Source organism: Mesorhizobium sp. M8A.F.Ca.ET.208.01.1.1 (assembly GCF_004791315.1).
GTDB lineage: Bacteria > Pseudomonadota > Alphaproteobacteria > Rhizobiales > Rhizobiaceae > Mesorhizobium.
Genome location: NZ_SRUT01000001.1, coordinates 1,749,238 through 1,774,109, shown reverse-complemented (window position 1 = coordinate 1,774,109; position 24,872 = coordinate 1,749,238). Strand labels below are relative to the sequence as shown.

The 24,872-nt window shown below is 64.0% G+C and carries 28 protein-coding genes and 2 tRNA genes; 18 read left to right on the top strand and 12 right to left on the bottom strand.

What is annotated here, in order from left to right; all coding sequences use genetic code 11:
- The first annotated feature begins 146 nt into the window (after positions 1-146).
- The 7 genes from EN851_RS09135 (at position 147) to EN851_RS09110 (ending at position 6,857) form a co-directional block, all read left to right on the top strand.
- Positions 147-344 (top strand): hypothetical protein, encoded by a 198-nt coding sequence (locus tag EN851_RS09135; RefSeq protein ID WP_135929020.1) that lies wholly within the window; start codon positions 147-149, stop codon positions 342-344.
- A gap of 287 nt (positions 345-631) precedes the next feature.
- Complete coding sequence (locus EN851_RS36250) at positions 632-805, top strand: hypothetical protein (RefSeq protein WP_167531203.1); 174 nt, start codon at positions 632-634, stop codon at positions 803-805.
- A gap of 71 nt (positions 806-876) precedes the next feature.
- On the top strand, positions 877-2,970 hold the full coding sequence (locus tag EN851_RS09130) for an ATP-dependent helicase (protein ID WP_135929019.1): 2,094 nt from the start codon (positions 877-879) through the stop codon (positions 2,968-2,970).
- A gap of 9 nt (positions 2,971-2,979) precedes the next feature.
- Entirely contained in the window at positions 2,980-3,759 is a 780-nt protein-coding gene (gene dapB, locus EN851_RS09125; protein WP_135929018.1) for a 4-hydroxy-tetrahydrodipicolinate reductase, read from the top strand.
- Positions 3,760-3,933: 174 nt separating this feature from the next.
- Positions 3,934-4,947 carry an ABC transporter substrate-binding protein gene (locus tag EN851_RS09120; protein WP_135915358.1) on the top strand — a complete coding sequence of 338 codons (1,014 nt, stop codon included), beginning with the start codon at positions 3,934-3,936 and terminating at the stop codon, positions 4,945-4,947.
- A 163-nt stretch (positions 4,948-5,110) separates the two neighbouring features.
- Positions 5,111-5,965, top strand: coding sequence for an ABC transporter ATP-binding protein (locus EN851_RS09115; protein WP_135915359.1), 855 nt, complete (start codon positions 5,111-5,113; stop codon positions 5,963-5,965).
- Positions 5,966-5,978: 13 nt separating this feature from the next.
- On the top strand, positions 5,979-6,857 hold the full coding sequence (locus EN851_RS09110) for an ABC transporter permease (protein ID WP_135929017.1): 879 nt from the start codon (positions 5,979-5,981) through the stop codon (positions 6,855-6,857).
- A 40-nt stretch (positions 6,858-6,897) separates the two neighbouring features.
- Here EN851_RS09110 and EN851_RS09105 read toward each other — a convergent pair whose 3' ends face one another.
- Positions 6,898-8,250: a sensor histidine kinase gene (locus EN851_RS09105; RefSeq protein ID WP_135929016.1), complete on the bottom strand. Its 1,353-nt coding sequence runs from the start codon at positions 8,248-8,250 to the stop codon at positions 6,898-6,900.
- Positions 8,247-8,924 (bottom strand): response regulator, encoded by a 678-nt coding sequence (locus tag EN851_RS09100; protein WP_135863820.1) that lies wholly within the window; start codon positions 8,922-8,924, stop codon positions 8,247-8,249. The genes EN851_RS09105 and EN851_RS09100 overlap by 4 nt, the downstream gene beginning before the upstream one ends.
- 434 nt (positions 8,925-9,358) lie before the next feature.
- Between EN851_RS09100 and EN851_RS09095 the strand changes: the two genes are divergently transcribed.
- Positions 9,359-9,601: a DUF680 domain-containing protein gene (locus tag EN851_RS09095; RefSeq protein WP_135929015.1), complete on the top strand. Its 243-nt coding sequence runs from the start codon at positions 9,359-9,361 to the stop codon at positions 9,599-9,601.
- A 47-nt stretch (positions 9,602-9,648) separates the two neighbouring features.
- On the opposite strand, the gene EN851_RS09090 is transcribed toward EN851_RS09095, so the two are convergent.
- The 3 genes from EN851_RS09090 to purM are packed head-to-tail and all read right to left on the bottom strand — an operon-like array spanning position 9,649 to position 11,993.
- The gene (locus EN851_RS09090; protein WP_135929014.1) at positions 9,649-10,158 is read right to left on the bottom strand and encodes a histidine phosphatase family protein; all 510 of its coding nucleotides are present in this window, start codon (positions 10,156-10,158) and stop codon (positions 9,649-9,651) included.
- A gap of 15 nt (positions 10,159-10,173) precedes the next feature.
- Positions 10,174-10,887: a phosphoribosylglycinamide formyltransferase gene (gene purN, locus EN851_RS09085; RefSeq protein ID WP_135929013.1), complete on the bottom strand. Its 714-nt coding sequence runs from the start codon at positions 10,885-10,887 to the stop codon at positions 10,174-10,176.
- Positions 10,884-11,993 carry a phosphoribosylformylglycinamidine cyclo-ligase gene (gene purM, locus EN851_RS09080; protein ID WP_135863828.1) on the bottom strand — a complete coding sequence of 370 codons (1,110 nt, stop codon included), beginning with the start codon at positions 11,991-11,993 and terminating at the stop codon, positions 10,884-10,886. Before purM ends, purN begins: the two co-directional genes overlap by 4 nt.
- Before the next feature lie 206 nt (positions 11,994-12,199).
- On the opposite strand from purM, the gene EN851_RS09075 reads away from it, so the two are divergent.
- From EN851_RS09075 to hdaA, 3 genes are all read left to right on the top strand, one after another.
- On the top strand, positions 12,200-12,754 hold the full coding sequence (locus EN851_RS09075; RefSeq protein ID WP_135929012.1) for a CDP-alcohol phosphatidyltransferase family protein: 555 nt from the start codon (positions 12,200-12,202) through the stop codon (positions 12,752-12,754).
- A gap of 79 nt (positions 12,755-12,833) precedes the next feature.
- Positions 12,834-14,009 carry an AI-2E family transporter gene (locus EN851_RS09070; RefSeq protein ID WP_245520721.1) on the top strand — a complete coding sequence of 392 codons (1,176 nt, stop codon included), beginning with the start codon at positions 12,834-12,836 and terminating at the stop codon, positions 14,007-14,009.
- 1 nt (position 14,010) lies between these two features.
- Entirely contained in the window at positions 14,011-14,715 is a 705-nt protein-coding gene (gene hdaA / locus EN851_RS09065) for a DnaA regulatory inactivator HdaA (protein WP_135929010.1), read from the top strand.
- A gap of 190 nt (positions 14,716-14,905) precedes the next feature.
- On the opposite strand, the gene EN851_RS09060 is transcribed toward hdaA, so the two are convergent.
- Positions 14,906-15,292 carry a hypothetical protein gene (locus EN851_RS09060; RefSeq protein ID WP_245511625.1) on the bottom strand — a complete coding sequence of 129 codons (387 nt, stop codon included), beginning with the start codon at positions 15,290-15,292 and terminating at the stop codon, positions 14,906-14,908.
- A 146-nt stretch (positions 15,293-15,438) separates the two neighbouring features.
- Positions 15,439-15,515: transfer RNA gene (locus tag EN851_RS09055), tRNA-Pro, on the bottom strand.
- Positions 15,516-15,639: 124 nt separating this feature from the next.
- On the opposite strand from EN851_RS09055, the gene EN851_RS09050 reads away from it, so the two are divergent.
- The 6 genes from EN851_RS09050 (at position 15,640) to EN851_RS09025 (ending at position 20,100) form a co-directional block, all read left to right on the top strand.
- The gene (locus EN851_RS09050; RefSeq protein ID WP_127276639.1) at positions 15,640-15,945 is read left to right on the top strand and encodes an ETC complex I subunit; all 306 of its coding nucleotides are present in this window, start codon (positions 15,640-15,642) and stop codon (positions 15,943-15,945) included.
- A gap of 45 nt (positions 15,946-15,990) precedes the next feature.
- Positions 15,991-16,067, top strand: a tRNA-Arg gene (locus EN851_RS09045).
- A 284-nt stretch (positions 16,068-16,351) separates the two neighbouring features.
- A complete protein-coding gene (locus tag EN851_RS09040) occupies positions 16,352-16,573 on the top strand; it encodes a hypothetical protein (protein ID WP_127276641.1) in 222 nt (73 codons plus the stop codon).
- Positions 16,574-16,764: 191 nt separating this feature from the next.
- A complete protein-coding gene (locus EN851_RS09035) occupies positions 16,765-17,553 on the top strand; it encodes a GGDEF domain-containing protein (RefSeq protein ID WP_135919710.1) in 789 nt (262 codons plus the stop codon).
- Between the two features lie 208 nt (positions 17,554-17,761).
- The gene (locus tag EN851_RS09030; RefSeq protein WP_127276645.1) at positions 17,762-18,724 is read left to right on the top strand and encodes a glycosyltransferase family 4 protein; all 963 of its coding nucleotides are present in this window, start codon (positions 17,762-17,764) and stop codon (positions 18,722-18,724) included.
- Positions 18,725-18,873: 149 nt separating this feature from the next.
- On the top strand, positions 18,874-20,100 hold the full coding sequence (locus EN851_RS09025) for an anion transporter (RefSeq protein ID WP_127276647.1): 1,227 nt from the start codon (positions 18,874-18,876) through the stop codon (positions 20,098-20,100).
- Here the strand turns inward: EN851_RS09025 and EN851_RS09020 are convergent.
- Positions 20,097-20,690, bottom strand: coding sequence for a TetR/AcrR family transcriptional regulator (locus EN851_RS09020; protein ID WP_135929009.1), 594 nt, complete (start codon positions 20,688-20,690; stop codon positions 20,097-20,099). The genes EN851_RS09025 and EN851_RS09020 overlap by 4 nt on opposite strands.
- 85 nt (positions 20,691-20,775) lie before the next feature.
- On the opposite strand from EN851_RS09020, the gene EN851_RS09015 reads away from it, so the two are divergent.
- A complete protein-coding gene (locus tag EN851_RS09015; protein ID WP_135883563.1) occupies positions 20,776-21,666 on the top strand; it encodes a crotonase/enoyl-CoA hydratase family protein in 891 nt (296 codons plus the stop codon).
- 160 nt (positions 21,667-21,826) lie between these two features.
- On the opposite strand, the gene EN851_RS09010 is transcribed toward EN851_RS09015, so the two are convergent.
- The 4 genes from EN851_RS09010 to EN851_RS08995 all read right to left on the bottom strand — a co-directional run bounded on the left by EN851_RS09010 (position 21,827) and on the right by EN851_RS08995 (position 24,685).
- Positions 21,827-22,150: a cupredoxin family copper-binding protein gene (locus EN851_RS09010; protein ID WP_189521791.1), complete on the bottom strand. Its 324-nt coding sequence runs from the start codon at positions 22,148-22,150 to the stop codon at positions 21,827-21,829.
- Positions 22,147-22,671: a DUF4142 domain-containing protein gene (locus EN851_RS09005; RefSeq protein WP_135929008.1), complete on the bottom strand. Its 525-nt coding sequence runs from the start codon at positions 22,669-22,671 to the stop codon at positions 22,147-22,149. The genes EN851_RS09010 and EN851_RS09005 overlap by 4 nt, the downstream gene beginning before the upstream one ends.
- Before the next feature lie 105 nt (positions 22,672-22,776).
- Positions 22,777-23,463 (bottom strand): RNA polymerase sigma factor, encoded by a 687-nt coding sequence (locus EN851_RS09000; protein WP_189521790.1) that lies wholly within the window; start codon positions 23,461-23,463, stop codon positions 22,777-22,779.
- 142 nt (positions 23,464-23,605) lie between these two features.
- Positions 23,606-24,685, bottom strand: coding sequence for an HPP family protein (locus EN851_RS08995; protein ID WP_135929007.1), 1,080 nt, complete (start codon positions 24,683-24,685; stop codon positions 23,606-23,608).
- Positions 24,686-24,872 lie beyond the last annotated feature (187 nt).

Genomic DNA, 24,872 nt, shown 5'->3' with positions numbered 1-24,872 from the left:
GCTATCAGATTACCTCCCAAGCGGCGCCGGCCTTCTCCCCTGCGCGCTAAATTAGCTTTCGTTAAATTTAAAATGCTGGCGCTTGGCGGAAGTTAGCGTTTTGCTGCCAAGACTGGACCAGGCTTTGGGTGCTGGGGGAGCCATGGATGCGCGGGCGGAGCTGGATAAAGGCGTTGCGTCAGGACGAAGCGCGGCGAGTGCGCGCGCGTATCGCTGAACTCGAACAAAACTTGACCGCTGCCTCGGCCCAGGCCCGACAATTGCGCCAGGACGCAGGCCACGAACTGCGCAATGCCAAGTTCCGCCTCGACCGCCTCGAGGAATGCATCGCGGCGATGCGTTGATGACGACCCCGCAATTGTCGGGGTGCGGGCCACCATTCACTGCCTGGCAATGCCATTGTTCGCGGCCGGAATTGCGAGACCTTGGTCCCCTCCAGTCGCCTTTGTCGGCGGCAGTTTGTTGTCACAGGCCGTGAGCGCCAAGGCGACGAGCGCGAGGATCAGTCCTAGCTTTTTCATCGCTACCTCCTCCAAGTCAGAACGAGGCGGCGCCGGTTTGGTTGCGGCGATTGCGCCGAGGGAACAAAAGGCCCGGCCTCCAGTTGATCCAGAGAAGGAGGACCGCCCACATGATCCGTTTGCTTCTGGTCGGCACGCTGGCCTTTGTCACTTACCGTCTCGCCCGCAAGATGATCGACGAGGTCCCCGACACTGTCGATCCGCTCTTGCTGCCGGCGCCTGCAAACGACCGCGAAGCGCTACGCCGGCAATCGGCGGCGATGGGCGTTGACCCGAAACGCTGATCGTATTGCTCGCCGAATTGGCGGAGCCGCTTCTCTGTTGCGAACAAAGCGGAAACGATGCTTGATGGGCGATGAACCTCGCCGCCCATGATTCGACCTTTTTGGACTCGACCGTCCAGCCGGCCTATCTCGCCCGGCTGAATGATGCCCAGCGCCGGGCCGTCGAACATGGCGACGGCAAGATTGCAGGCCCGCTGCTGGTCATTGCCGGGGCTGGCTCCGGCAAGACCAATACGCTGGCGCACCGCGTCGCTCATCTGATCGTCAAGGGAGCCGACCCGCGCCGCATCCTGCTGATGACGTTTTCGCGGCGCGCGGCATCCGAAATGGCCAGACGCGTCGAGCGCATCGCCGGCGAAGTGCTCGGCCGCGACGCCGCGGTGATCACGGATGCGCTCACCTGGGCCGGCACTTTTCATGGCATCGGTGCGCGGCTGTTGCGCGATTATGCATTGGAGATCGGCCTCGATCCGGCCTTCACAATCCATGATCGCGAGGATTCCGCCGATCTGATGAATCTCGTGCGCCACGAACTCGGTTTCTCCAGGACGGAAGCGCGCTTTCCAACCAAAGGCACCTGCCTTGCCATCTATTCGCGCGCCGTCAACGCGCAGGCCCCGCTCGGTGAGGTGCTGGGGTCTGCCTTCCCCTGGTGCGCCGGCTGGGCAGAGCAGCTCAAGCAGCTGTTTGCCAGTTACGTCGAGGCCAAGCAGGCGCAGAACGTGCTCGATTACGACGATCTGCTGCTCTACTGGGCGCAGATGACGGCCGAGCCTGAGATCGCCACGCATCTGGGCGGGCGTTTCGATCATGTGCTGGTCGACGAATACCAGGACACCAATCGGCTGCAGGCGTCGATCCTGCTTGCGTTGAAACCCGACGGCGCCGGGCTGACGGTCGTTGGCGACGACGCGCAGTCGATCTATTCGTTCCGAGCCGCCGAAGTGCGCAACATCCTCGACTTCCCCAGGCAGTTCGCTCAGACCGCCGACGTGGTGATGCTGGAGCGCAATTACCGCTCGACCGAGACCATTCTGGCCGCTGCCAATGCGGTCATCGGCGAAGCTTCCGAGCGCTTCACCAAGAACCTGTGGTCGGAACGCAAATCCGCCGACAAGCCAAGACTTGTGACCGTGCGCGACGAGGTCGAGCAGGCGAACTTCGTCTGCGATACCATCCTGGCGGAGCGCGAGGCCGGCACCGCGTTGAAATCACAGGCGGTGCTGTTTCGCGCCTCGCACCACAGCGGACCGCTGGAGATCGAACTGACGCGGCGCAACATTCCTTTCGTCAAGTTCGGTGGCCTGAAATTCCTCGATGCCGCCCACGTCAAGGACGTGCTGGCGGTGCTGCGCTTTGCCGAAAACCCACGCGACCGTGTCGCCGGCTTTCGCGTGCTGCAGCTCTTGCCAGGCATCGGTCCTTCCGCCGCCGCGCAGATCGTCGAGGCCATGACGTCGGCGCTGGACGAGGCGATGGGCCTGGCCGGCTGGCGTCCACCGCAGCGCGCCGCCGACGACTGGCCGTCTTTTGTATCGCTCTATTCCGGCTTGCGTGCCGGCGCCAAATGGCCAGCCGATCTCGAACAGATCAGGCTTTGGTACGAACCGCATCTGGAGCGCATCCACGAGGATGCGACCACGCGCCGGGCGGATCTTCTGCAACTGGAGCAAATCGGGTCGGGCTATGCTTCGCGCGAACGCTTCCTGACCGAGCTGACCCTCGATCCGCCGGACGCGACCAGCGACCAGGCCGGGCCACCGCATCGCGACGAGGACTATCTGATCCTGTCCACCATCCACTCGGCCAAGGGCCAGGAGTGGAAAAACGTCTTCGTGCTGAACACGGTCGATGGCTGCATTCCGGCCGATCTCGGCGTCGGCACCAAGGAGGACATCGAGGAAGAGCGCCGGCTGCTCTACGTGGCGATGACACGAGCCAAGGACAGCCTCAACCTGATCATGCCGCAGCGCTTCTTTCCGCACGGCCAGGCGGCGCGTGGCGACCGTCATCTCTATGCCTCGCGCACCCGTTTCATCCCGGCCTCCATCCTTGCCGCGTTCCAGCAGCTTTCGTGGCCGGCCGCGCAAGCGGCGCAGGGCAGGGCACCTCGGCCGGAGGTGCGCGTCGACATCGGCGCGCGCATGCGCGGCATGTGGAAATAGCAGGAGCCGATGGCGCAACCGCCGATCAGGATTGCCATCGCTGGCGCGCTCGGCCGCATGGGGCGCCAGATGGCGGATGCGGTGCGGGCCGATGCGCGTCTGGCGCTTGCCGCCCGCTTTCACCGCCCAGGCAGTGTCGGTGACGGGCTGGTGAGCCGCGAGGAAGCGCTTGCCGCGGCCGATGTGGTCATGGACTTCACCACTGCGGCAGCCTCCGCCGGCCTGGCGAGAGTCTGTGCGGATCGGGGCGGGCCAGCCTTGGTGATTGGCTCGACCGGTTTCGATACGGCCGAAGCGGCCATTATTGCCGATGCCGCCAAAAACATCGCGATAGTCCGCTCCGGCAGCTTTTCGCTCGGCCTGAACATGCTGGTCAGATTGGTCGAGCAGGCGGCGGGGGCACTCGCTCCGCAAGACTGGGATGCCGAGATTTTCGAGGCGCATCATCGCCACAAGATCGATGCGCCCTCGGGCACGGCGCTGATGCTGGGGCAAGCCGTTGCCGGCGGGCGCGGCGTCGAACTGGACATGGTGGCAAGGCGCGTCCGCGATGGCGTCACCGGCGCGCGGCCGGTGGGCGAGATCGGCTTCGCGGTGGCACGCGGCGGCGGCATCGTCGGCGAGCACAGCGTCTCCTTCTGCGCCGAGGGCGAGACCGTCACCGTGTCGCATGCGGCCGGCGACCGCGTCATGTTCGCGCGTGGCGCCATCGCCGCCGCTCTCTGGGTGGCGGGCCGCACTCCCGGCGAATACGACATGCGCGACGTGCTTGGTCTTGGCGCTTCGTGATCGAAATCCCCCTGATTCCATTTCCACGGCTGCTAAAATGGCTGAAAGCCAGCTGAAAGCTTGGGCGTGCAATGACGGCATTGCGGCATCGGCCGCGTGACCGGTGCGGGAGCGGCCGGCAGGAGGAAATGCGGCGCAGTCTGGTTGGCGCGCCGCCCAGGTGGAGGAATTTACGTGACCGGTTTGATCTCGAAATGCATCTTGCGTTCCGCTGCGCTGACGCTAGCCATCGCCGCCACGGGCGCGACCGCGGCGTCGGCCGCGGACAAGATAACCATCATCGTCGGCGGCATGGAAAAGCAGATTTACCTGCCCGCCGTGCTCACCCAGCAGCTCGGCTACTTCAAGGATGAGGGGCTCGACGTCGAACTGGTCAACTCGCGTGCTGGCGTCGAAGCCGAGAATGAATTGCTGGCCGGTGCCGTACAGGGCGTTGTCGGCTTTTACGACCACACTGTCGACCTGCAGTCGAAGGGCAAATACATCCAGTCGATCGTCCAGTTCAGCCAGGCGCCCGGCGAGGTCGAACTGGTCTCGGCCAAGCACCCGGAGATCAAGTCGCCGGCCGACTTCAAGGGCGCCACGCTGGGCGTCACCGGGCTCGGCTCCTCGACCGATTTCCTGACCCAGTATCTCGCCGTCCGCAACGGCCTGAAGCCCGGTGACTACACGCTTTTGCCGGTCGGCGCCGGCAACACCTTCATCGCCGCCGTCAAGCAGGACCAGATTCAGGCCGGCATGACCACCGAACCGACCATCGCCAAGCTGCTGGCGACCGGCGAGGCCAGGGTCCTCGTCGACATGCGTACGCCCGAAAAGACGAAGGAGGCACTCGGCGGCGATTATCCGGCGGCATCCTTCTACGTCCAGTCATCCTGGGTCGAAGGCCACAAGGATGAAGCGCAGAAGCTCGCCAATGCCTTCGTCAAGACGATGAAGTTCATCGCCGGCCATTCGGCCGAGGAGATCGCCGACAAGATGCCGAAGGACTACTATGCCGGCAACAAGGACCTCTACATCCAGGGGCTCGCCGGCGGCAAGGCGATGTTCACGCCCGATGGTCGCATGCCGGCCGATGGCCCGGAGACGGTGCTGAAAGTTCTGTCGACCTTCTCCAAAAGCCTGCAGGGCAAGCAGATTGACCTGTCGAAAACCTTCACGACGGAATTCGTCGACGCCGCCAAGTAGGCGCGGACACGCGAGGGCGGAGCATCCGGTTCGCCATTGAGGAACAACAACTTGCGCCGGCTGCTGAATCAATTCGGCAGCCGCGCCATGCCGACGCCGATGGATGCCGGGTCCACGAGTCCTGGCTACGGACATGTCAGCACCATCGCCACAGGAGTGAGCCATGCAGTTGCAAACCATGGCGGCCGAGAAATTGTCTCAGGCCGCGCCGCCGGCCGATGCCGCGATCGCCATCGATGATGTGACGCTGCGCTTCGTCACGCCCGACGGCCATATGATGACGGCGATCCGCGACTTCACCATGACGGTGGCGCGCGGCGAATTCGCTTGCGTCGTCGGGCCGACCGGCTGCGGCAAGTCGACGACGCTCAATCTGGTCACCGGCCTGCTGCGGCCAACCACCGGCAATGTCCGCGTTATGGGCAATCCGGTCACCGATATCAGCCGCGACATCGGCTTCGTCTTCCAGGCTGATGCGCTTTTCCCGTGGCGCAGCGTCATCGACAACGTCGCCGCCGGGCCACTCTATCGCGGCACACCCAAGGCTCAAGCTTACGATCGGGCCCGCGACTGGATCGCCCGCGTCGGCCTTGGCCGCTTCGAAAAGCACTATCCGCACCAGCTTTCGGGGGGCATGCGCAAGCGCGTCGCGCTGGCGCAGACCTTCATCAACCAACCGAAGATCCTGCTCATGGACGAGCCGTTCAGTGCCCTCGACATGCAGACGCGCACGGCCATGCAGGACGAACTGCTGGGCCTGTGGTCGGAACAGAAATCCTCCGTCGTCTTCGTCACCCACGATCTGGAGGAGGCGGTGGCGCTGGCCGACAAGGTCTATGTGCTCACCGCAGGGCCGGGCACCGTCAAGAGTGTCTACCGCATCGACCTGCCGCGTCCGCGCGTCATGGCCGACATCCGCTACGATCCGAAATTCGTCGAGATCGCCAAGGTGATCTGGAACGACCTGCGCGAAGAAGTGCAGCTCGGCCAGAGCCGCACCTTGCAGAGCGGGCATTGAGAGGAGAAACAGCATGACAGCCATCTCTCCCGCCGCAGACAAAGCCGCCATGCGCGAAACCTCGATCGCGGTCGCCGAGGCCCGGGCGAGGGCGCGGCTGCGCCGGCGCCATGCCCTGGTCATCGGCCTGCGACTCGCGATCCTTGTTGTCTTCCTTGGCCTGTGGGAACTCGGCGCCGACTATAATTTCATCGACCCGTTCTTCTTCGCCAGCCCTTCTGGCATCTGGGAGCAGATCTGGTCGTGGATCACCGAGGGTACCTCGCAGGGCCCGCTCTGGCTGCAGATCTATGTGACGCTGGAGGAAACCTTCCTCGGCTTCGTCATCGGGGCGCTGGGCGGCATCGCCGCCGGCATCATCCTCGGCCGCAACCGGCTGCTGGCGGATGTCTTTTCGATCTACATCAAGATCGCCAATTCCGTGCCGCGCGTCGTGCTGGGCTCGGTGTTCATCATCGCGCTCGGCCTCGGCATGGCTTCCAAAGTGGCGCTGGCCGTGGTGATGGTGTTCTTCGTCGTCTTCGCCAACGCTTTCCAAGGGGTTCGCGAGGCCGACAGGGCGATGATCGCCAACGCCCAGATCCTCGGCGCCTCGCCTTTCCAGATCACGCGCACCGTCATTATCCCGTCGGCGATGAGCTGGATCCTGGCCAGCCTCCATGTCAGCTTCGGCTTTGCCTTGGTCGGCGCCGTGGTTGGCGAATTCCTTGGTGCCAAGCAAGGCATGGGACTGCTGATCTCGACCGCGCAAGGCGCCTTCAACGCCAACGGCGTCTTCGCCGCCATGATCATCCTGGCCGTGATGGCGCTGGTGGTGGAATTCATCATCACCCGCTTCGAGAACTATGTCGTCAAGTGGCGGCCGGCGCCGTTCAACGAGGAGGGCACCTGATTTTGTTCTGAGCGAGCCCCGCGCTTGGCGCGGGATCGCGTCAGGCCAGTGGCAACCTGACCTCGACCACCAGACCGCCGGCCGCGCCATCTCTGAGGGTGACGCGGCCGCCGGCATTTTCGACGACCTCGCGCACGATGGCGAGCCCCAGGCCACTTCCTCCCCCGGTCGAACCGGCGATGCGATAAAAGCGCTCGAAAACGTGATCCCGCTCTTCGGCCGGAATGCCTGGCCCGTCATCGGCGACCGTCAGCACCGCTTCGCCATCAACGGTCGCCAGTCTGACTGTGACGTTCCCGCCGGGATTGGTGTAGCGCAGCGCGTTGTCGATCAGGTTCACCATCATCTCACGCAGCATGGTGCCGTCGCCGATCACCGGCGCGGGACCGGCCTCCTCGAAGCCAAGATCGATGTTCCGGGAGATCGCCGCTGGCGCCTGCGTTTCCAACACATGGCGGGCGGCTTCGGTCAGGTCGATGCGGTCGGCGCGTGGCCGTCGGCTGCCTGGCTCGGCCCGCGACAGGGTGAGCAATTGTTCTGCCAGCCGCGCCAGCTTGCCGGAACTGGCCTGCAGCGCCACCAGCGCTTCCTGGCGCGCATCGGCGGCGGTTTCGCGCAGCGCGTAGCTTGCCTGCGTCGACAGCAGCGCCAGCGGCGTGCGCAATTGGTGCGCGGCATTGGCGATGAAGCGGCGCTGCGCCCCCATCTGCGCGCGCACGCGCGCCATGTAGGCGTTGAGCGCATCGATCAGGGGCCGAATCTCGCTCTGCGCACCCGGCACGTCGATCGGATCAAGGTCGCTGCGGCTTGGCGATCGCACCGCGTCGCGCAGGCTGATCAATGGCGCCAGGCCACGGCGCAGGCCAAGCAGCACGAACACGCCGGCAATCGCCACCAGCGCCAGCTGCTGGACGAAGACATTGAACCACAGCCGCTTCACCATCGCGTCATGCCCGGCGAGCGTTATGCCCACGGTGACTGTTATGGGGGAATCCGCACCGGCGCCGATCACCGCGTGGCCGAGAGTCAGGAGCCGCAACATATGGTCGCGATAGCTGGCTTCGACGCTTGCATGCTGAGGCGCCTCCGGCAAATCGGGGTAACCGGTCAGCAACCGCCCACCGGCGGTCTCGACGCGGTAGTACACACTGTCGCGATCGCCGGTGTCGAACATTTCGATCGCCGCCGGCGGGATGGTGGCATCGAGGACGCCGTCGGCCATGGCGACCTGCTCGGCGATGGCCCGTGCCGATCCGACCAACATGCGGTCGGTGACAAGATCGGCGGTCGCCAGGGCATTGCCATGGCTGGTCCACAGATTGACGGTGGCGAGCCCGGCGAGCGGCAACACCACCCAGGCCAGAAGTTGCAGCCGAAGACTGTTAATTCTCATGGCACCAGATCATCGTGCCGCAAGAGATAGCCGAGGCCACGCAAAGTGGCGATCTGGACGCGCGACCCTTCAAGCTTCTTGCGCACACGGTGCACATAGATCTCGATGGCGCTGGGATCGGCGTCGGTCTCGAAATCATAGATCGCCGCGGACAGTGCGGCCTTGCTCACGGTGCGTCCTGCCTTGATCATCAATTGCTCGAGCACGGCATGTTCGCGCGGCGTCAGCGCCAGCGCCTCCCCGCCGAGCGAGAACAGCCTGGTGTTGGTGTCGAAGACGAGGTCGCCGCAGGCAACGACCGGTGCCGTCCGGTCATTGACGCGGCGCAGTTGCACGCGGATGCGTGCTTCAAGCTCCTCGATCTGGAAGGGCTTAGCCAGATAATCGTCGGCGCCTTCGTTGAGGCCTTTGACCCGGCCATCGAGGCTGGCATTGGCGGTCAGTACGATCACCGGCACCCGGTTGCCGCGGGCTCGCAGCATGCGCAGCACTTCCAGTCCGCCCATGCGAGGCAGCGCAAGATCGAGAATGACAAGCGCGTGGTCGCCCGCGGCAAGCGCGTGCTCGACATCCTCGCCGTCATGGACGATGTCGACGACATAGTTCGCCTGGCGCAAGGTCTTGCCCAGCCAGTCCGCCAGTTCGCGATTGTCCTCCACAAGCAGCAATCGCATGTCTATTGCCGTTCCAGCATCCGCCCGCCTTCGGTCTCAACGGGCCGCCTCGGGCTCGATCGTCGATCCCATTCGCCAATCGGACCCGAAATGATCGATAGTATCGATCGCAACGCAAGGCAAATGCGGCTTGGGCCGTGGCCGGCGAAACCTCCAAACTGTCCGAGCGACGATTCCAATCAGCCGGACCCAGGCCAGAGCAATTGGGGCAACTGATCCACGCAGGGCCTCGACGACCTCGACGACAAAGAGCGGTGGGCTTGGCCCGCCGCTCTTGTTTTTGGATGAGCCCAGGGCATTGGCGTCATCAGCCGATCTTCGCAGTCGGCAAAAAACAATTCACGTTCAGGAATAAAACCAGGCTGCTTCTGGTCTTCCCCTCAGCGGAACCGTCCTCCCAAGACGCCGCCCAACGGATGAACCAGGAGATTGAAATGAACAGGCTTGCTCTCGCTACCGCCGCTATCCTTATCGCAACCGGAGGTGCCTTCGCCGGCAGCGACCACTATGGCTCCGACACTGCCAACCAGCCGGTTGCCCCGGTCGCCGGCGTGGATCACGCAGTCACCGGCGCCGTCGACAACAAGACGAATATGACCAGTCACAAGGCTGCCGACACCAAGATGAAGCCCGCCATCGACTGGCCGGAGCCCGGCCAGGGCATCTGGGGCAACTGATGTCTCGGGCGCGGCGGACTGTCCGCCGCATCCGCCTGGCATGGCTTCTAGCTCAAATCCTTCGGGCGCAGGCAATGCGTCAGCCGCGCGGAGAACAGGGCGGACCACTCGCCCTCGAAGACGAAGCGCGCAAGGGCCGCCGTCGGGAACTTTTCCTCGAGCCTCTTGCGCGCCTTCGCCTCCGATCGCGGTCCGGCAAGCTGTTTTGCCAGGTCCTCAAGCCCCGGATTATGGCCAACCACCACAAGGCAAACGCTCGACGGGTCGACCCTATGGATTTGGCCCAGAATGTCCGCAGCCGAAGCTTCGTAGAGTGGTTGGGCAAACGCGACTCTTGGATGCACCGGCAACTCCGCGGCCACCAATCGCCAGGTGTCGCGGGTGCGTAGCGCCGACGACGCCAGTGCCTGATCCGGCAGCCAGTCACGCGCGGCAAGCTCGCGGCCGATCAATCGGGCTGCCTTCAATCCACGTTCCGCGAGCGGCCGGTCGAAATCATCGAGATCAGGATCATCCCAACTCGATTTGGCGTGGCGAAGCAGGAGAAGCTGTTTCATGGCCGTGTTCTCGGCTCAGGGCGTGATCCGCGCCAAATGCTCCAGGTCGGCTTCCTCGCGCAGCGGGTCGGGCGCCATCACCACCGAGGTGCCGTTCTCGGCATCGTCGGCGAAGTGGGCAAGCACGGCGCGACCCGCCTCCATGCGTGCCTTGCCTTCGGCCACCAGTCCCAGCGCCAGCGGATAGAGCCGATGTTCGGCCTTCAGCACCCGGGCAGCCAGCGTATCGGTATTGTCGCCGACCATCACCGGCACCGCCGCCTGGGCGATGATCGGGCCGTCATCCATCTCGGGCGTCACGAAATGCACCGTGCAGCCATGGATGCGGATGCCGGCTGCCAGCGCGCGGGCATGGGTATCGAGCCCCTTGAACGCCGGCAGCAGGGCAGGGTGGATGTTGATCATGCGACCCTGCCATTTCTGGACAAAGCCGGGGGTCAGGATGCGCATATAGCCGGCCAGTGCCACGATCTCGGCATTGAAGGCCGCGAGTGCCGCGTCGATCGCCGCGTCATGCGCCTGCTTGCCGCCATGGTCGGCGCGGGAAATGACCTGTGTGGCGATGCCGCGTGCCTTGGCGACGCCGAGGCCGGCGGCGTCAGCCTTGTCGGAGATGACGCCGACGATCTCGGCCGGGAAGGCCGGGTCGCTGGCCGCCGCGATCAGCGCGGTCATGTTGGAGCCGCGCCCCGATATCAGGACGACGGTGCGCTTTCGCTGCGTGCTCATAGGCCGATCGAGCCCCGATAGATGACGCCGGCGTCGCGGCGCGGCACGATGCGGCCGATCGGCGTCACCGTCTCGCCGGCTTCCTGAAGCACGGCCGCGACCTGTGCCGCCTGACCCGAAGCGACAGCCAAAATCATGCCGATGCCGCAGTTGAAGGTGCGCATCATCTCCTCCGGCGCCACGCCGCCGGTCTTGGCCAGCCACGAGAACACCGGCGGCACGTCGATCGCTTCGAGATCAAGCTCGGCCGAGAAATCCTTGGGTAGCACGCGCGGAATGTTTTCCGGGAAGCCGCCGCCGGTGATGTGGGCGAGCGCCTTGATGCCATGCGTGTTGCGGATCGCCTTGAGGAGAGATTTCACATAGATGCGGGTCGGCTCGAGCAGCGCCTCGGCGAGCGTCGCCTCATCGTTGAACGGTGCCGGATCGCTCCACGCCAGGCCGCTCGCGGCGACGATGCGGCGCACCAGCGAGAAACCGTTCGAATGCAGGCCGGAGGAGGCTAGCCCGAGCAGCACATCGCCTTCGACGATGTCGTCGGTGGGCAAAAGCTGCCCGCGTTCAGCGGCCCCAACGGCAAAGCCGGCGAGATCATAGTCCTTGCCGTGATACATGCCCGGCATTTCGGCGGTCTCGCCGCCGACCAGCGCGCAGCCGGCCTGGCGGCAGCCCTGCGCGATGCCGCCGACGATCGCGGCACCCTGGTCGGGATCGAGTTTGCCGGTGGCGAAATAGTCGAGGAAGAACAGCGGCTCCGCGCCCTGCACGACGATGTCGTTGACGCACATGGCGACGAGGTCGATGCCGATCGTGTCGTGCTTGCCGGCATCGATGGCGATCTTGAGCTTGGTGCCGACGCCGTCATTGGCGGCGACCAGCACCGGATCGGTGAAACCGGCCGCCTTGAGATCGAACAGACCGCCGAAGCCGCCGATCTCGCCATCCGCGCCTGGCCGGCGCGTCGAGCGCACCAGCGGCTTGATCTTCTCCACCATGAGATTGCCGGCATCGATGTCGACGCCGGCCTCGGCATAAGTGAGCCCGTTTCTGCGCTTGGCCGTTTTGTTCTGGCCCGTTTTGTGCTGGCCGGTTTCGCGCTTGCTCATCGCAATGTTCCTGCTCGTTTGCGGGCTCTTCGCATGAACGGTTTCGGTCCGCAAGGATAACGGCCGAACCGGGCGCCGTTTGGCTGACAAAAGCGTGGATAGACGGGGGCATCGCACACAGCGCTTGCTCCGGCCCAGGCTGCTCCCTTGCCTCGACCCTTCACCGCCCTCATCTATCTCCAGGCATAATACGGCGGGACAATGCGTTGACCATCCCCAGCCTGATCACCATCCTGCGCCTTGTGCTGGTGCCTGCCGTGGTGCTGGCCATGCTGCAGGCGCGCTGGGACTGGGCTTTTGCCGGCTTCGTTATTGCAGGCGTTTCCGACGGCATCGACGGCTTCATCGCCCGCCGCTTCGACCAGCAGTCGACGCTCGGCGCCTATCTCGATCCGATGGCCGACAAGCTGCTTTTGGTTTCGGTGTTCGTTGTCATGGGCTTCATCGGGCAATTGCCGCTCTGGCTGGTCGTCACCATGGTGTCACGCGACGCGCTGATCGTCTGCGCGGTTCTGTTGTCCACGGTGATGGCCCATCCGGTCGAGATAAAACCGTTTCTTGTGTCGAAGGCCAATACCGCCATACAGATCGTGCTGGCGGCGGTCGTGCTGGGTGAACTCGCCTTTGCCGTGCACCTCGACCCTCTGCGGCCCGCCCTCATATTGCTGTCCGGGGTCTTGACCGTGGCTTCGGCCGCGGCCTATCTCGTGGCTTGGCTGAGGCATATGAACGGCTATGGCGAAGGCGGTAAATCGGGCTGACAAGCCCATCGACGGCAAGGCTGCCCGCAAGCCGGCTGCCCGCAAAGCGGTGACGCGGGGCAAGACCGTCGACGACCAGATGGTCGTCGACGTTCCGGCAGGCGAGACGACGGCGGAGGCAGAGGCGGCGTCGACCTTCTACCGCCAGATCTTCTTCTGGCTGGCGGGTGCCGCGATCCTGGCGCTTTTCCTTTATGTCTTCAGCGGCGTCCTGCTGCCCTTCGTCGCCGGCATGGTGCTTGCCTATTTCCTCGATCCGGTCGCCGACCGGCTGCAGCGGCTCGGCCTCAGCCGTTTCATGGCGACGGTGGTCATCCTCATTACCTTCCTGATCGTGCTGGTGCTGGCCTTCGTCATCCTCATTCCGGTGCTGGCGACGCAGATGACCGATTTCGCCGGCAAGCTGCCGGAGTACCTGACCCGGTTGCAGAGCCTGATCACGTCGTTCGACCCGAAATGGCTGGAACAGAGATTCGGCGTCAACGCCAATGGCTTGCGCGACGGATTAAATTCGCTGCTGACTTCCGGCTTTGGCCTGATCACCACCGTATTTACCTCGCTGTGGAGTTCGGGCATGGCGCTGGTCTCGGTGGTCAGCCTGTTCGTGGTGACGCCGGTCGTGGCCTTCTACATGCTGCTCGACTGGGACCGCATGGTGGCGGTCATCGACAGCTGGGTGCCGCGCGACAACGTCGCGACGGTGCGCGCCATCGCGCGCGACATCAACACCGCCACTGCCGGCTTCGTGCGCGGGCAGGGCACGCTCTGCCTGGTGCTCGGCGCCATGTACGCCACCGGCTTGACGCTGACGGGGCTGAACTTCGCCATCCTCATCGGCCTGTTCGCCGGGCTGATCTCCTTCATCCCCTATGTCGGCTCGTTGACCGGGCTGGTGCTGGCCGTCGGCGTTGCCTTCGTCCAGTTCTGGCCGGACTGGACGATGATCGTCGCCGTTGCCGTGGTCTTCTTCATCGGCCAGTTCATCGAAGGCAACATCCTGCAGCCCAGGCTGGTCGGCAAAAGCGTCGGCCTGCACCCGGTGTGGCTGATGTTCGCGCTGTTCGCCTTCGGCGCGCTGTTCGGGTTTGTCGGGCTTTTGATTGCCGTTCCAGCATCCGCGGCGGTGGCCGTTCTGGTGCGCTTCGCCATCGCCCGCTACCTGGAATCGCCGCTCTACAAGGGCCGTGCGACAGAGCTCGCGCCGCCGTTGCCGGCCGATCGCGGCGGCGGCCACCGCACGCAACCGCGTCGCTGAAGTGACTGCCCAGCGAACCGACCCGCCGCGCCAGCTGCCGCTCGATCTCGGCCACGGCACCGGTTATTCGCGCGACGAGCTGGTCGTCTCCGGCACCAACAACCAGGCGGCCGCGCTGGTCGACCGCTGGCCGGATTGGCCAGCACCGGTGGTGGTGCTGGCAGGCCCCGCTGGTTCGGGCAAAACGCACCTGGCCTCGATCTGGCGTGCCCGCGCCAACGCGCTTGCCGTCGACGCCAGGCGCATGGGCGACAGCATCGCCAATCTCGGTGCGCGGCCGGCGCTGATCGACGATGTCGATATCGGCGCGGTCGATGAGGAGGGCCTGTTCCATTTGATCAATACCGTGCGCGGTGCCGGCTCGACGCTGCTCTTGACGGCGCGACGCTTTCCGTCGGCCTGGGGCGTCAAGCTGCCCGATCTTGCCTCGCGTTTGAAGGCGGCGGCGACCGTCGAGATCCACGAGCCCGACGATCTCCTGCTCGCCGGCGTCATCACCAAGCTGTTCGCCGACCGGCAGGTCGAGGTCGAACCGCATGTCGTGCAGTATCTGGTGCGGCGCATCGAGCGTTCGCTGGCCACCGCGATGCGCGTGGTGGAGCGTCTGGATCGCACCGCGCTGGAGCGCAAGATGGCGATCACAAGGGCATTGGCGGCCGAAACCGTCAACGCCATGGACGAGGGGCAGGGCGAATTCGAGATTTAGAGTGCCTCGATGTTACAATCGCTCCGCAACCGCCGTCCCATTTCGGGAAATAACAGCTGGCACCCATCTTGCAGCGTGAGCTTGCCGGCTGACCCCGGTCCTGATTGCGTTCCAAATCAGGTTGTAGGCTCGCCGGGAATGAGGTGCTTGGGGTTCTCGCCCGGCGAGCTTGCCTTTCACTTGCGGCCAATCACAGCCAAAGTCTGACGAAATGCCGGACCAACAGATAGACGGCTGAATGCGCGGCAATATAGCAGGCCGCGACCAGCACAAAAATCCCGGTGCTGGCTGCCCACGAACGGGAGGCAACGATGCCTGGTGCCAGCCTGGCGTGCCCGCGGCTCTCGCGATTGTTCCACATCGCCAAGGCTGCACAGGCGATCGCCCACGTCACCATGAAGGGAACCGTCACGCCCGCATAGGCAAAATAGGCCGGCCCGAACAGCGACACCCAAGCATCGATCCCAAGCACCGCAAATCCCCCATTTTGCCGGAGTTTAAGCCGGCAATAGCGAGGGAAGCGAGCCTGAAATGATGAAGCCCGGATATTGGCCAAAAGCCCTTGATGCTCGCTCAATCCAGACGCGATTGCACGAAGTCGATGAAGGCGCGCACCTTGGCCGGCGCGAAACGAAGACGATCAAGGGCAAGACAAGTACGGCGGCCTTGATCGCGGCTCTCGTCGCCGGCGAGGGCGCCTAGATCGCATGGGATAAGAAGGGATGGTCGGAGTGGAGAGATTCGAACTCCCGACCCTCTGGTCCCAAACCAGATGCGCTACCAGCCTGCGCTACACTCCGAACGGTCTGTTGCCTATTCATTTCGGTGTTACATGGCAAGTGCAAAAACCTTGCCGCCGCTGCCAATGCGCAGTAATGACGGCCCTAGGGCGGCGATGCCGCCTTGCACAACAATGAGGTGGCCATGTCCGCGCGCATTTTCAGCCCAGCCAAAACCGCGATGCAGTCCGGCAAGGCCAAGACCGGCCACTGGGTGTTGGAATTCGATCCCGAGATGCGCAAGAAGATCGACCCCCTGATGGGCTACACCACGTCGGGAGACATGAGAAGCCAGATCAGGCTCACCTTCGGCACCAAGGAAGAGGCCGTCGCCTACGCCGAAAAGGAAGGGCTTGCCTTCCGCGTCGAAGAGCCGAAAGAGCCCAAGCGCCGCCAGATTTCCTATGCGGAGAATTTCCGCTATGACCGCAGGACGCCCTGGACGCATTGACCGGCTAGCCCAGCGCGAACATCTACCGGCCCCGAGCCGGCCAGCGGTCCCGTAGCTCAGCTGGATAGAGCACCGGCCTTCTAAGCCGATGGTCACAGGTTCGAATCCTGTCGGGATCGCCATAATTTCAAAGGCTTACGCCGCATGACCTGACGAGGTCAACCAATCCTCACCCTTGCCTGCCAGTGCCGCGACGCCGTGCAATGGAGGCCTGGAACGGCAGTCTCGGGCCCACCGGCGCGGGGGGCCCTGGAATTATTTCGTGATCTGTCCTGTTGGAACCTCGGCCAAGCCCAGGCGTTCGGGGCCTTGTATTCGTGGAGCCTCATGAAAAGGCAATGTGCGGTCCGGCGAATAGGGTAGGGCAGGCACAACGAGAATGGGTTGGGGGAGGAGAAGCCAGGCCATGTCGAAACGTGAGATTGGAACGTCCCCTGCCTTGGTGCGGCGCATCGCCGAACTCAGGGCCCGCATGCAGGATGCCGAAATTTCCGGCCATGAAATGAAAACCTTTCACAAGGTCGCCGCCATCATGGGGGCCGGCGACGGTTCCTTGTGGCTGGATGCCGACGACATGATCGCGGCATCCTTCGTCGTCGAGGCGGCTGGACAGGCGTCCAACCGCTGACTTCGGAATTCTCCCTGTCAGGAATCCGATGAGCCTTCAACCACCGGGGCACGGCCGCCTGTTGGCGATCGTGCCCGCCCCCGGCCATCCGATCCCGTCTCCCTGCCATCCGATCTCGAATTGAAAGGAAAGTCTTATCATTTTGTTTGCGTTGGCACGTCATAGTAGGGACGGCTAACGGAGTGAAGGGGATGAAGCTGGACCTGTCGCCGACCAGCTGGGGCAGGGTGATCGCCGTCACCGCCGCCGGCACGGCATTCTTCATTGCCGTGGCGTTTTTCGTCGATTCGTTCAATTTCCCCTATCTTTCGCCCGAGTCTGTCTTGCGCGCAAAGCTGACCGACCTTCTGCTGCCCCTGGTGCTGGGTGGCTCGTTTCTGTTTTTCCTGATGTGGAAGATCCGCCAACTGGCGATAGCCCAGCGCGACCTCAGTGTCATCGCCGCGACGGACAGCCTGACGGCAGTGCTGAACCGCGGCGCCTTCTCTATGCTGGTCGAGGCCTATCTCGAGCAGACCCGCAAGCAGGAAGAGACCCGTTCCGGCGCGCTGCTGATCATCGATGCCGACCACTTCAAGTCGATCAACGACCGCCTCGGCCATGATTGCGGCGACCAGGCGCTCAAGCTGATCGCGCAGGCGATCAAGGGCCAGCTGCGCGGCGGCGATATCGTCGGACGCATCGGCGGCGAGGAGTTCGGCGTATTCCTTCCCGGTGTCGACCCCTCGCAATCCTGGCTGGTTGCCGAAAGCATCCGCCGACGGATACGCGAAATGGACTTTTCCCCGGGCGGCCGCTCCTGTCCGCTTTCCGTCAGCATAGGCGGTACCAGCTTCAGCGGGCCGACCACCTACGAGGCAATATTCTCGGCCGCCGACAGACGGCTTTATGCCGCGAAATCGAATGGACGCGATCAGGTCAGCTTCGATCCGGCGGAAGCCTCCCTGGCGTCTCCGGCCAGCGCCGCTACCCTGCACTGACGGCAGCCTCGTAGTAGGCTGACACCCACCGCTTGCTTGACGCTTGATTATCCGTGTGCTTCCTCCGGGCAGTAATGTACGGAGTATCGCCAGAAATAGTCCTGCTTCTTAGTCCCTCGATCGTGCCATTCGCGGGTACAGCACGGCCCTTGGGTGCAGGCAATTGAATGGCGAGACGCCCGGCTAGAGCCGAGTAAGCACCGCGACCATGATCCATCTATTCAACGGCTTTCAGAACCAGTTTGGCGGCAGTGAGCGCGAAACCCTGGAGTTGTACCGGCTCTTGGGCGCCGACTCACGGGTGTGCCTGTGGGCAACCTCGTCGCGCGTATCCGAAGGCCTGATGCAGGAATTTCCGATACGCCGCGTCTCGCCGGCAACACGCAATGTGCCGGATGGCGGCACCTATGTCTTTCTTGGCGCGCATTGGCGCAACAAAATGTGGCCCTACCTGATCCCGCGGCCGCGCCGGCTGATCTATGTCTTCAACACCTTTCATCCCAAGCTCATCGCCCTGACGACACGCAGGCCGCGCCTGCTGCGTTGGCCGGCTGCCGAACTGGTGCTGATCTCCGAATTTCAGAGGCGCGTGCTGCAGGTCGAAGGCGTCGTCCATGCCTCGCCGATCGATATCGGGCGCTTCTCGCCACGACGGGCAAGGCCAAACGGTCCGTTCACGGTGGGGCGGCTGAGCCGCGACACGGCGGACAAGCATCACCGCGACGATGTGGCGCTCTATGAGGCATTGCTTGGCGATGGCACCGCGGTCCGTATTCAGGGCGGCACGCCGCTCAAGGACAAGCTCGCGCCGCATCCGCAACTCGAACTCCTGCCGCAGGGTGAATTCGCCGCCGAACAGTTCCTGCCGACGCTCGACGTCTTCTACTATCGCACCGGTTCGCATGTGGAGACGTTCGGCCGGGTGGTGTTCGAGGCGATGGCCTGCGGCCTGCCCGTGGTCTGCCATTCGCATGGTGGCTACGTCGACCACATCAGACATGGCGAAAACGGCTTCCTGTTCGAAACGACACAACAGGCGGCGCGGATCCTGGCGGATCTCAAAGCCGACCCGGGCCTGCGGGCGACGGTCGGCCGCAAGGCGCGGCTGACCGTCGAGCAGATGTTTTCATCGCAGGCGTTGCAAGAACGGCTGGATTTCTATCGGCGTTAGCCGCACCGCGCCATCTGCCTTCAGATATTCTCCGCCAACAAGCCACCTAGCCGTTTGGCATCAATCCCGACATCGCGCTAAAGCTGGCATCACGTGAATCGCGGGCGGCCGGCATCGGCGCGCGGGCAGATCGAGCAGGGCTTCTACCGATGACATTGATGGGCGGCGCGGCACTGCTGATCCTGGTCCTTACCTATGCCGGCGTCGCCATCGGCCGCATCCCTGGCCTGCGGCTTGACCGCGCGGGCATTGCGCTGCTTGGCGGCGCAGCGATGATCGCCATCGGCGCGCTCAGCATGGAGGATGCCTATCGCGCCATCAATTTCGACACCATCACGCTTCTGCTCGGCATGATGATCGTGGTGGCGCATCTGAAAGTATCGGGCGCCTTTCGCGGTCTCGGCGCCATTGCCATCGAGCACGCGCATGCGCCGTTCATGCTCCTGGTGATGGTGACGCTCCTTACCGGCGTGCTGTCGGCCTTCCTGGTCAACGACGCCATCTGCCTGGTCATGGCGCCGATCGTCGTCCACGTCACCCGTGTCATCAACCGCAATCCGATCCCCTATCTGATCGCCACCGCCACCGCTTCGAACTGCGGCAGCGTCGCCACCATCACGGGCAACCCGCAGAACATGGTCATCGGCGCGCTGTCGGGGATTTCCTATCCGGCCTTTTCGGCGGCGCTCGCGCCGGTCGCCTTGTTCGGCCTTGTCGCGGTCATCGTCATTGTGCGGATCGTCTATCGCGCCGAATTCAGGCGCAACGGCGAACTGGCGCCACACATCTCGCGCGGCCGCATGCATCGTGGCCAGGTGCTGAAGGCCGTGGTCGTCTGCATCGGGCTGGCGATCGCCTTCTTCGCCGGTGTTCCCGTAGCCAAGGCGGCGCTCATCGGCGGCGCCATCCTGCTGCTCACGCGCGCCATCAAGCCATCGCGCATCTACCATGAGATCGACGGACCGCTGCTGTTCATGTTCGCGGGTCTGTTCGTGGTGGTTGCCGGCGCGGAAAAGACGCTGCTGACGCCTGACATGATCGCCTCCGCCAAGAACATCGGGCTCGACGACGTCTGGAGGCTGTCGGGGTTCACCGCCGTGTTGTCCAACATCATGAGCAATGTTCCTGCCGTGCTGGCGCTCAGGCCATTCATACCCGGCCTGGAAAACCCCGAGCGCGCCTGGCTGGTGGTGGCCATGAGTTCGACGCTGGCCGGCAACTTCACCTTGCTCGGCTCGGTCGCCAACCTGATCGTCGCCGAACAATCCAAGGCCGCTGGTACACCGTTGTCTTTCGGTGCCTTCTTCAAGGTCGGCCTGCCGCTGACACTGATCACGCTCGCCGCCGGTACGGCGTGGCTGGCGTTCGGGGCCTAGCCCTGCATCTGACTGACCGACATCCGCGCCCTGACCAGCGTCGCCGCGGCTCGTCCGGCGGCTTCGACGTAGTCGGGATTGCGATGGATCAGCATGATCGAAAAGCAGCCTTCTATCAGCAGCACGATCTCGCGGGCCAGTGCCTGCGGCCCCTCGATATCGTGCCCGGACAATTCCGTGGCCAGCCATGTCTCGAAGTTGGATTTGTGCCGCGCCCCGACCTTGACCGCCGGGTGTCCAGGCATCGAGGCAAGCTCGGCAGCTGTGCGCAGGAAGCCGCATCCCTTCCATTTTGGATGGCGCGTGGCCCGGGCCAGATTGGTGAAGATGGCTTCGACCTTGCTGTCCACGCCCCCTTGCTCGGCTTCGAACCAGCCGGCCATCCGTTTCAGATTGGGCTGATCGCGGCCGTCGAGATAGGCTGCGATGAGGTCGTCCTTGCTCTTGAAGTGGTAGTAGAGCGTCCGCTTGGTGAGGCCCGCTTCCTCGGCGACGGCGTCGACACTGACACGGCCGATTCCTTCCGCGTAGAACAATCTGGTTGCGGCATCGACTAGGCGCTTGCGGGTGGGGCTTTGTGCTTCGGCCATGAGTCTAAGTATACCGACTAGTGAATATACACAAGGTGCGAACGACGTAACCTTCCAACTCGTCAACAAGCTGGAAGGAAGCCAAATGACCGATCTTGTCCTGAGCGAGACCCGCGACGGGGTTACCGTCCTCACCCTCAATCGTCCCGAAAAGCTCAATGCACTGAATTATGCCCTGATCGATCGCCTGCTTGCGGTTCTCAACGACATTGAAGTCGATGACGGCGTCCGGGTTGTCATCCTCACCGGAGCAGGGGAGCGGGCGTTTTCGGCGGGTGGCGACATCCATGAATTCTCGGCCAGCGTGGCGCTTGGCGCCGATATCGCAATGCGCGACTTCGTCATGCGCGGGCAGCGGCTGACGGCACGGCTGGAAGCGTTCCGCAAACCGGTCATCGCTGCCGTCAACGGCATTGCCTTTGGCGGTGGCTGCGAAATCACCGAGGCCGTTCCGCTCGCCATCGCCAGTGACCGTGCGCTGTTCGCCAAGCCCGAAATCAACCTTGCAATGCCGCCGACTTTTGGTGGAACCCAACGCCTGCCGAGGCTGGCCGGGCGCAAGCGGGCGCTCGAACTGCTGTTGACGGGCGACTGGTTTCCGCCGCCGCGGGCGCTTGAGCTGGGTCTCGTCAACGAGGTTGTGCCGCATGCCGAACTGATGCCGGCGGCATTTGATCTGGCCAAGCGTATCCTGCGGCATTCCGGACCGGCCGTCGCAAGCATTCTCACGGCGGTGGCAAGGGGCCTCAACCAGGGTATTGCCGAGGGGCTGCTGATTGAGGCGGAGCAATTCGGCCGTATGGCTCCGACCGCCGACCTGCGTGAAGGGCTGAATGCGTGGATCGAGCGGCGCAAGCCGAGCTACGACGGTTCGTGGACCCATATCACACGGCCCGATGAGGCGCGGCGAACCTCGTTGGCGATCGACCGGCGCGGGACGCGGACCAGGACGCCTTCGCCGCCACACGGCCCTTGACGTCTAGCGGGAGCAACACAAGTCACCGAACCTTCAAAGAGAGCCGTGGCCGATAGACCTGGAGCAATCCCGGACGGAAAACCGCCACGCACTTTTCCTGGATTTGCTCTAATATTCCGATCGACGGCGAAGTGGTCTTTTCGCCATCGATCTCTCAGTCTCACGGCGCCACCACCAAGCGGCCTTTCATGTTGGGGTGGAAGCGGCAGAAGTAGTCGATGGTTCCCGCCGCCTTCAAATTCAGGCTTGCCGACTTCTTCGGCGGGATCATCACCCCCCAGCCACCCTTCACCGTAGCCGTATGGGCGATCACGTCCTTGTTCACCCACTCGATCGTGTCGCCGACCTTCGCATCGACGCTGGCCGGCGAGTAGACGAGCCTGTCGATCGTCACCTGGATGGCTGCCGCCGCTGCCGGCGCCGCCGTAAGGGTCAGCGCCAGCATGGCCAGCCCCGCCAGATGGTCCAAGGCGCCCGCTTTCATTTCAGCATGCCGGCGACGTGTTCGGCATGCTGCTCATGGCCCTGGAAGATCTTGAGGCCGGTCTCGAGCAGGCTCTTCAGCTCGGCATTGCTGGCCGAGGGAATGAGCAGCGTTTCGAGCGCGCCGTTGACCTGCTTGTGATAGGCGACCTCGTTTTCGATATAGGCCTTGTCGAAAGCCGCACCTTTCAGCTTGGCGAGCTTGGCGCGTTCCTCAGTCGCGGCCTTGGTCAGCGCCTGGCTGGTGGCGTTGTCCTCGGGCTTCACCTTCAGCTTCTTGACGAGATCGAGCGCCTGCTTGTTCACCGCTTCGTGGTCGCGCTCCATGTCCTTGGCGAAATCGATCACCTCCTTGCTCTTTGATTTCTTGATCGCCTGCTTGGCCGCCTCGATGTCGATGACGCCGGCCGTATAGGCGATATGGGCGATCTGCGGGTCCGTCGGCTTGTCGGCGGCTTGCGAGACCGGGGCAGCGCCGACGAGAAGCAGGGCGGCAAGGGCAACGGTATATCGGGTGAACATGGCATCCTCCTTGGCCCGACCGCGCGGAGGCGCGGGGCTCAAATTTCAGTTGACGCTCATTGGATGCGCGACGGGAGGAAACGTTCCCGGAAAATCAGGACGGCATCATTCGAAACCCAGCCGTCCCATCACCGCCTGGGTCAGTCGCTCGCAGCGCCGTCCGGCGAACGGGAAGGCATCGAGCAGCACCGGACCGATTTCATTGTCCAGCGCCTTGCGCAGCAGGACACGGGCCCGGTGCAGCCTCGTCTTGATGGTCTCCGGCCGCACACCAAGCAAATCGGCGGTTTCCTCCATGCTCAGGCCCTCGATGACGCGGGCGACGAAGACCATGCGGTAGATGTCGGGCAGACTGTCGGTCGCCCGTTCGACAAGTGCGAGAATCTGCCGCTGCGCCATCGCCCGCTCCGGATCGTCGTTGGAATTGAGGGGAAACCGGATGATTTGCGGTTCCGGGTTGTCAGGCATCTCCACTGTGCGACGCTTCTTGCGCAGGCGGCCGAGAGCTTCGTTGATGACGATGCGCGACAGCCATGTGGCAAGCGTGGATTCGCCGCGAAACGCCGCCAGGCTGACAAAGGCGCTGACATAGGCCTCCTGGACGACATCCTCGGCTTCGGCGTCGTTGCGCAGAATGCCGCGCGCGATGCGGTAGAGCCGCTGGTTGTGTATCTTCATGATGGCGCGAAAGGCATCCGGTTCGCGCGCCAGCGCCCGGTGGACGAGCAGCATGTCGCCGGAAAGGCTTTCGGCAATCATAGGCACCGTGGCGGGCGTTGCGAGCTTGCTCATCGCGACCGGATCTCCCTGAACAGACGCCTCTTCGAACAGACGCCTCTTCGAACAGGCGCCTCTTCGAACAGGCGCTTGACTGCACGTTGGATGCGCCTGCCGGCAAAAGGTTCCCAGATCGGTGGGATCCACGTCCGCTATTCTAGGCCGCTGCCAGACCCTTGTCTGCCGTCTGCACGCGGGCGGCCGCCGCCAGCAGGTCGGTCTGCGTGATCAGGCCGAGAATGCGCCGCTCGCCGTCGACGATGACCACGGCATGGCTGCGGCCGTCGGTCAGCACGGGAAGCAGGCTCATCGCCGGCGTCTCGGGCGAGGCGGTGCCGGCTTTTGCCATCACGCCCTTCACCGTATCGACGGCTTTCGTCAGCTCGCGCAGGCCGACGGCGCCAACCAGCCGGGCATCCGCATCGACCACCGGCAACGTACGGATATTATGATCGAGCAGTTGCTGGCGTGCTTCGTCGGTGGTGGCTTGTTCGGCCACCGAAATCACGTCGCGCGACATGATGTCCTCGCACAGCAGCGTCCGGTGCGACCGCACCATGGCCTGCAATTCGACCTGTCGCAGCAGTCGTTCGAGGTCGTCGCGGTCGATATCGAAGGTCTCGTCGAGCGCCGTCAGCGCCGCGTCGATGTCCTCGGGCCGGAAACCGGCGCGCTGCTGAGCCGGCGGATCGGCGGTACCGTGGCTGTTTGCGGGCGGTGCGGCGACATGCGGGTAGTTGCGCCGCGCCAGCTTGTGGAAAAGGAAGCCCAGCGCCACCAGGATGGTCGAATTCAAGGCCACCGGCACGAACGGGAACAGGAAGCCCGCGCTGATGACGGCCGGCCCGCCGAGCACCGCCGTCAGCGCGGCGGCACCACCTGGCGGATGCAGGCAGCGCGTGAACGACATCGCGGCGATGGCCAAGGCCACCGCGAGACCCGAGGCCATCACCGGATCATGGATGAAATGCGCCACGGTCACGCCGACCAGCGCCGATATGGAATTGCCGCCGATGATCGACCAGGGCTGAGCCAGCGGGCTCGCCGGCACGGCGAACAGAAGCACGGCGGAGGCGCCCATCGGCGCCACCAGCAGGGCCACATGCGGGCCGCCGCCCATCGCCAGCCCGCTGATCACGCCGGTCAGGGCAATGCCGATCGTGGCGCCGATACACGCCAGGACGCGTTCACGCAGCGTCGCGCCGGCGAGGATGGGAACAAAAAAACGAAAGGCCATGGCAAGCTTTATGACGAAATGGATTTGGCGCGGACGCCCTGTCCAACGCAATGGAGCCGAACTCGCGGATTTGAAAGTCAAACAAATCCGCAAAGTCGCGGCGTGGGAGAATAATATTGCGCGAGACCGCTCGCCGGGATGCTGCGAGCGGCTCGCGCTTTGCCATCAGCGTCAGTGTGTTGTGGCC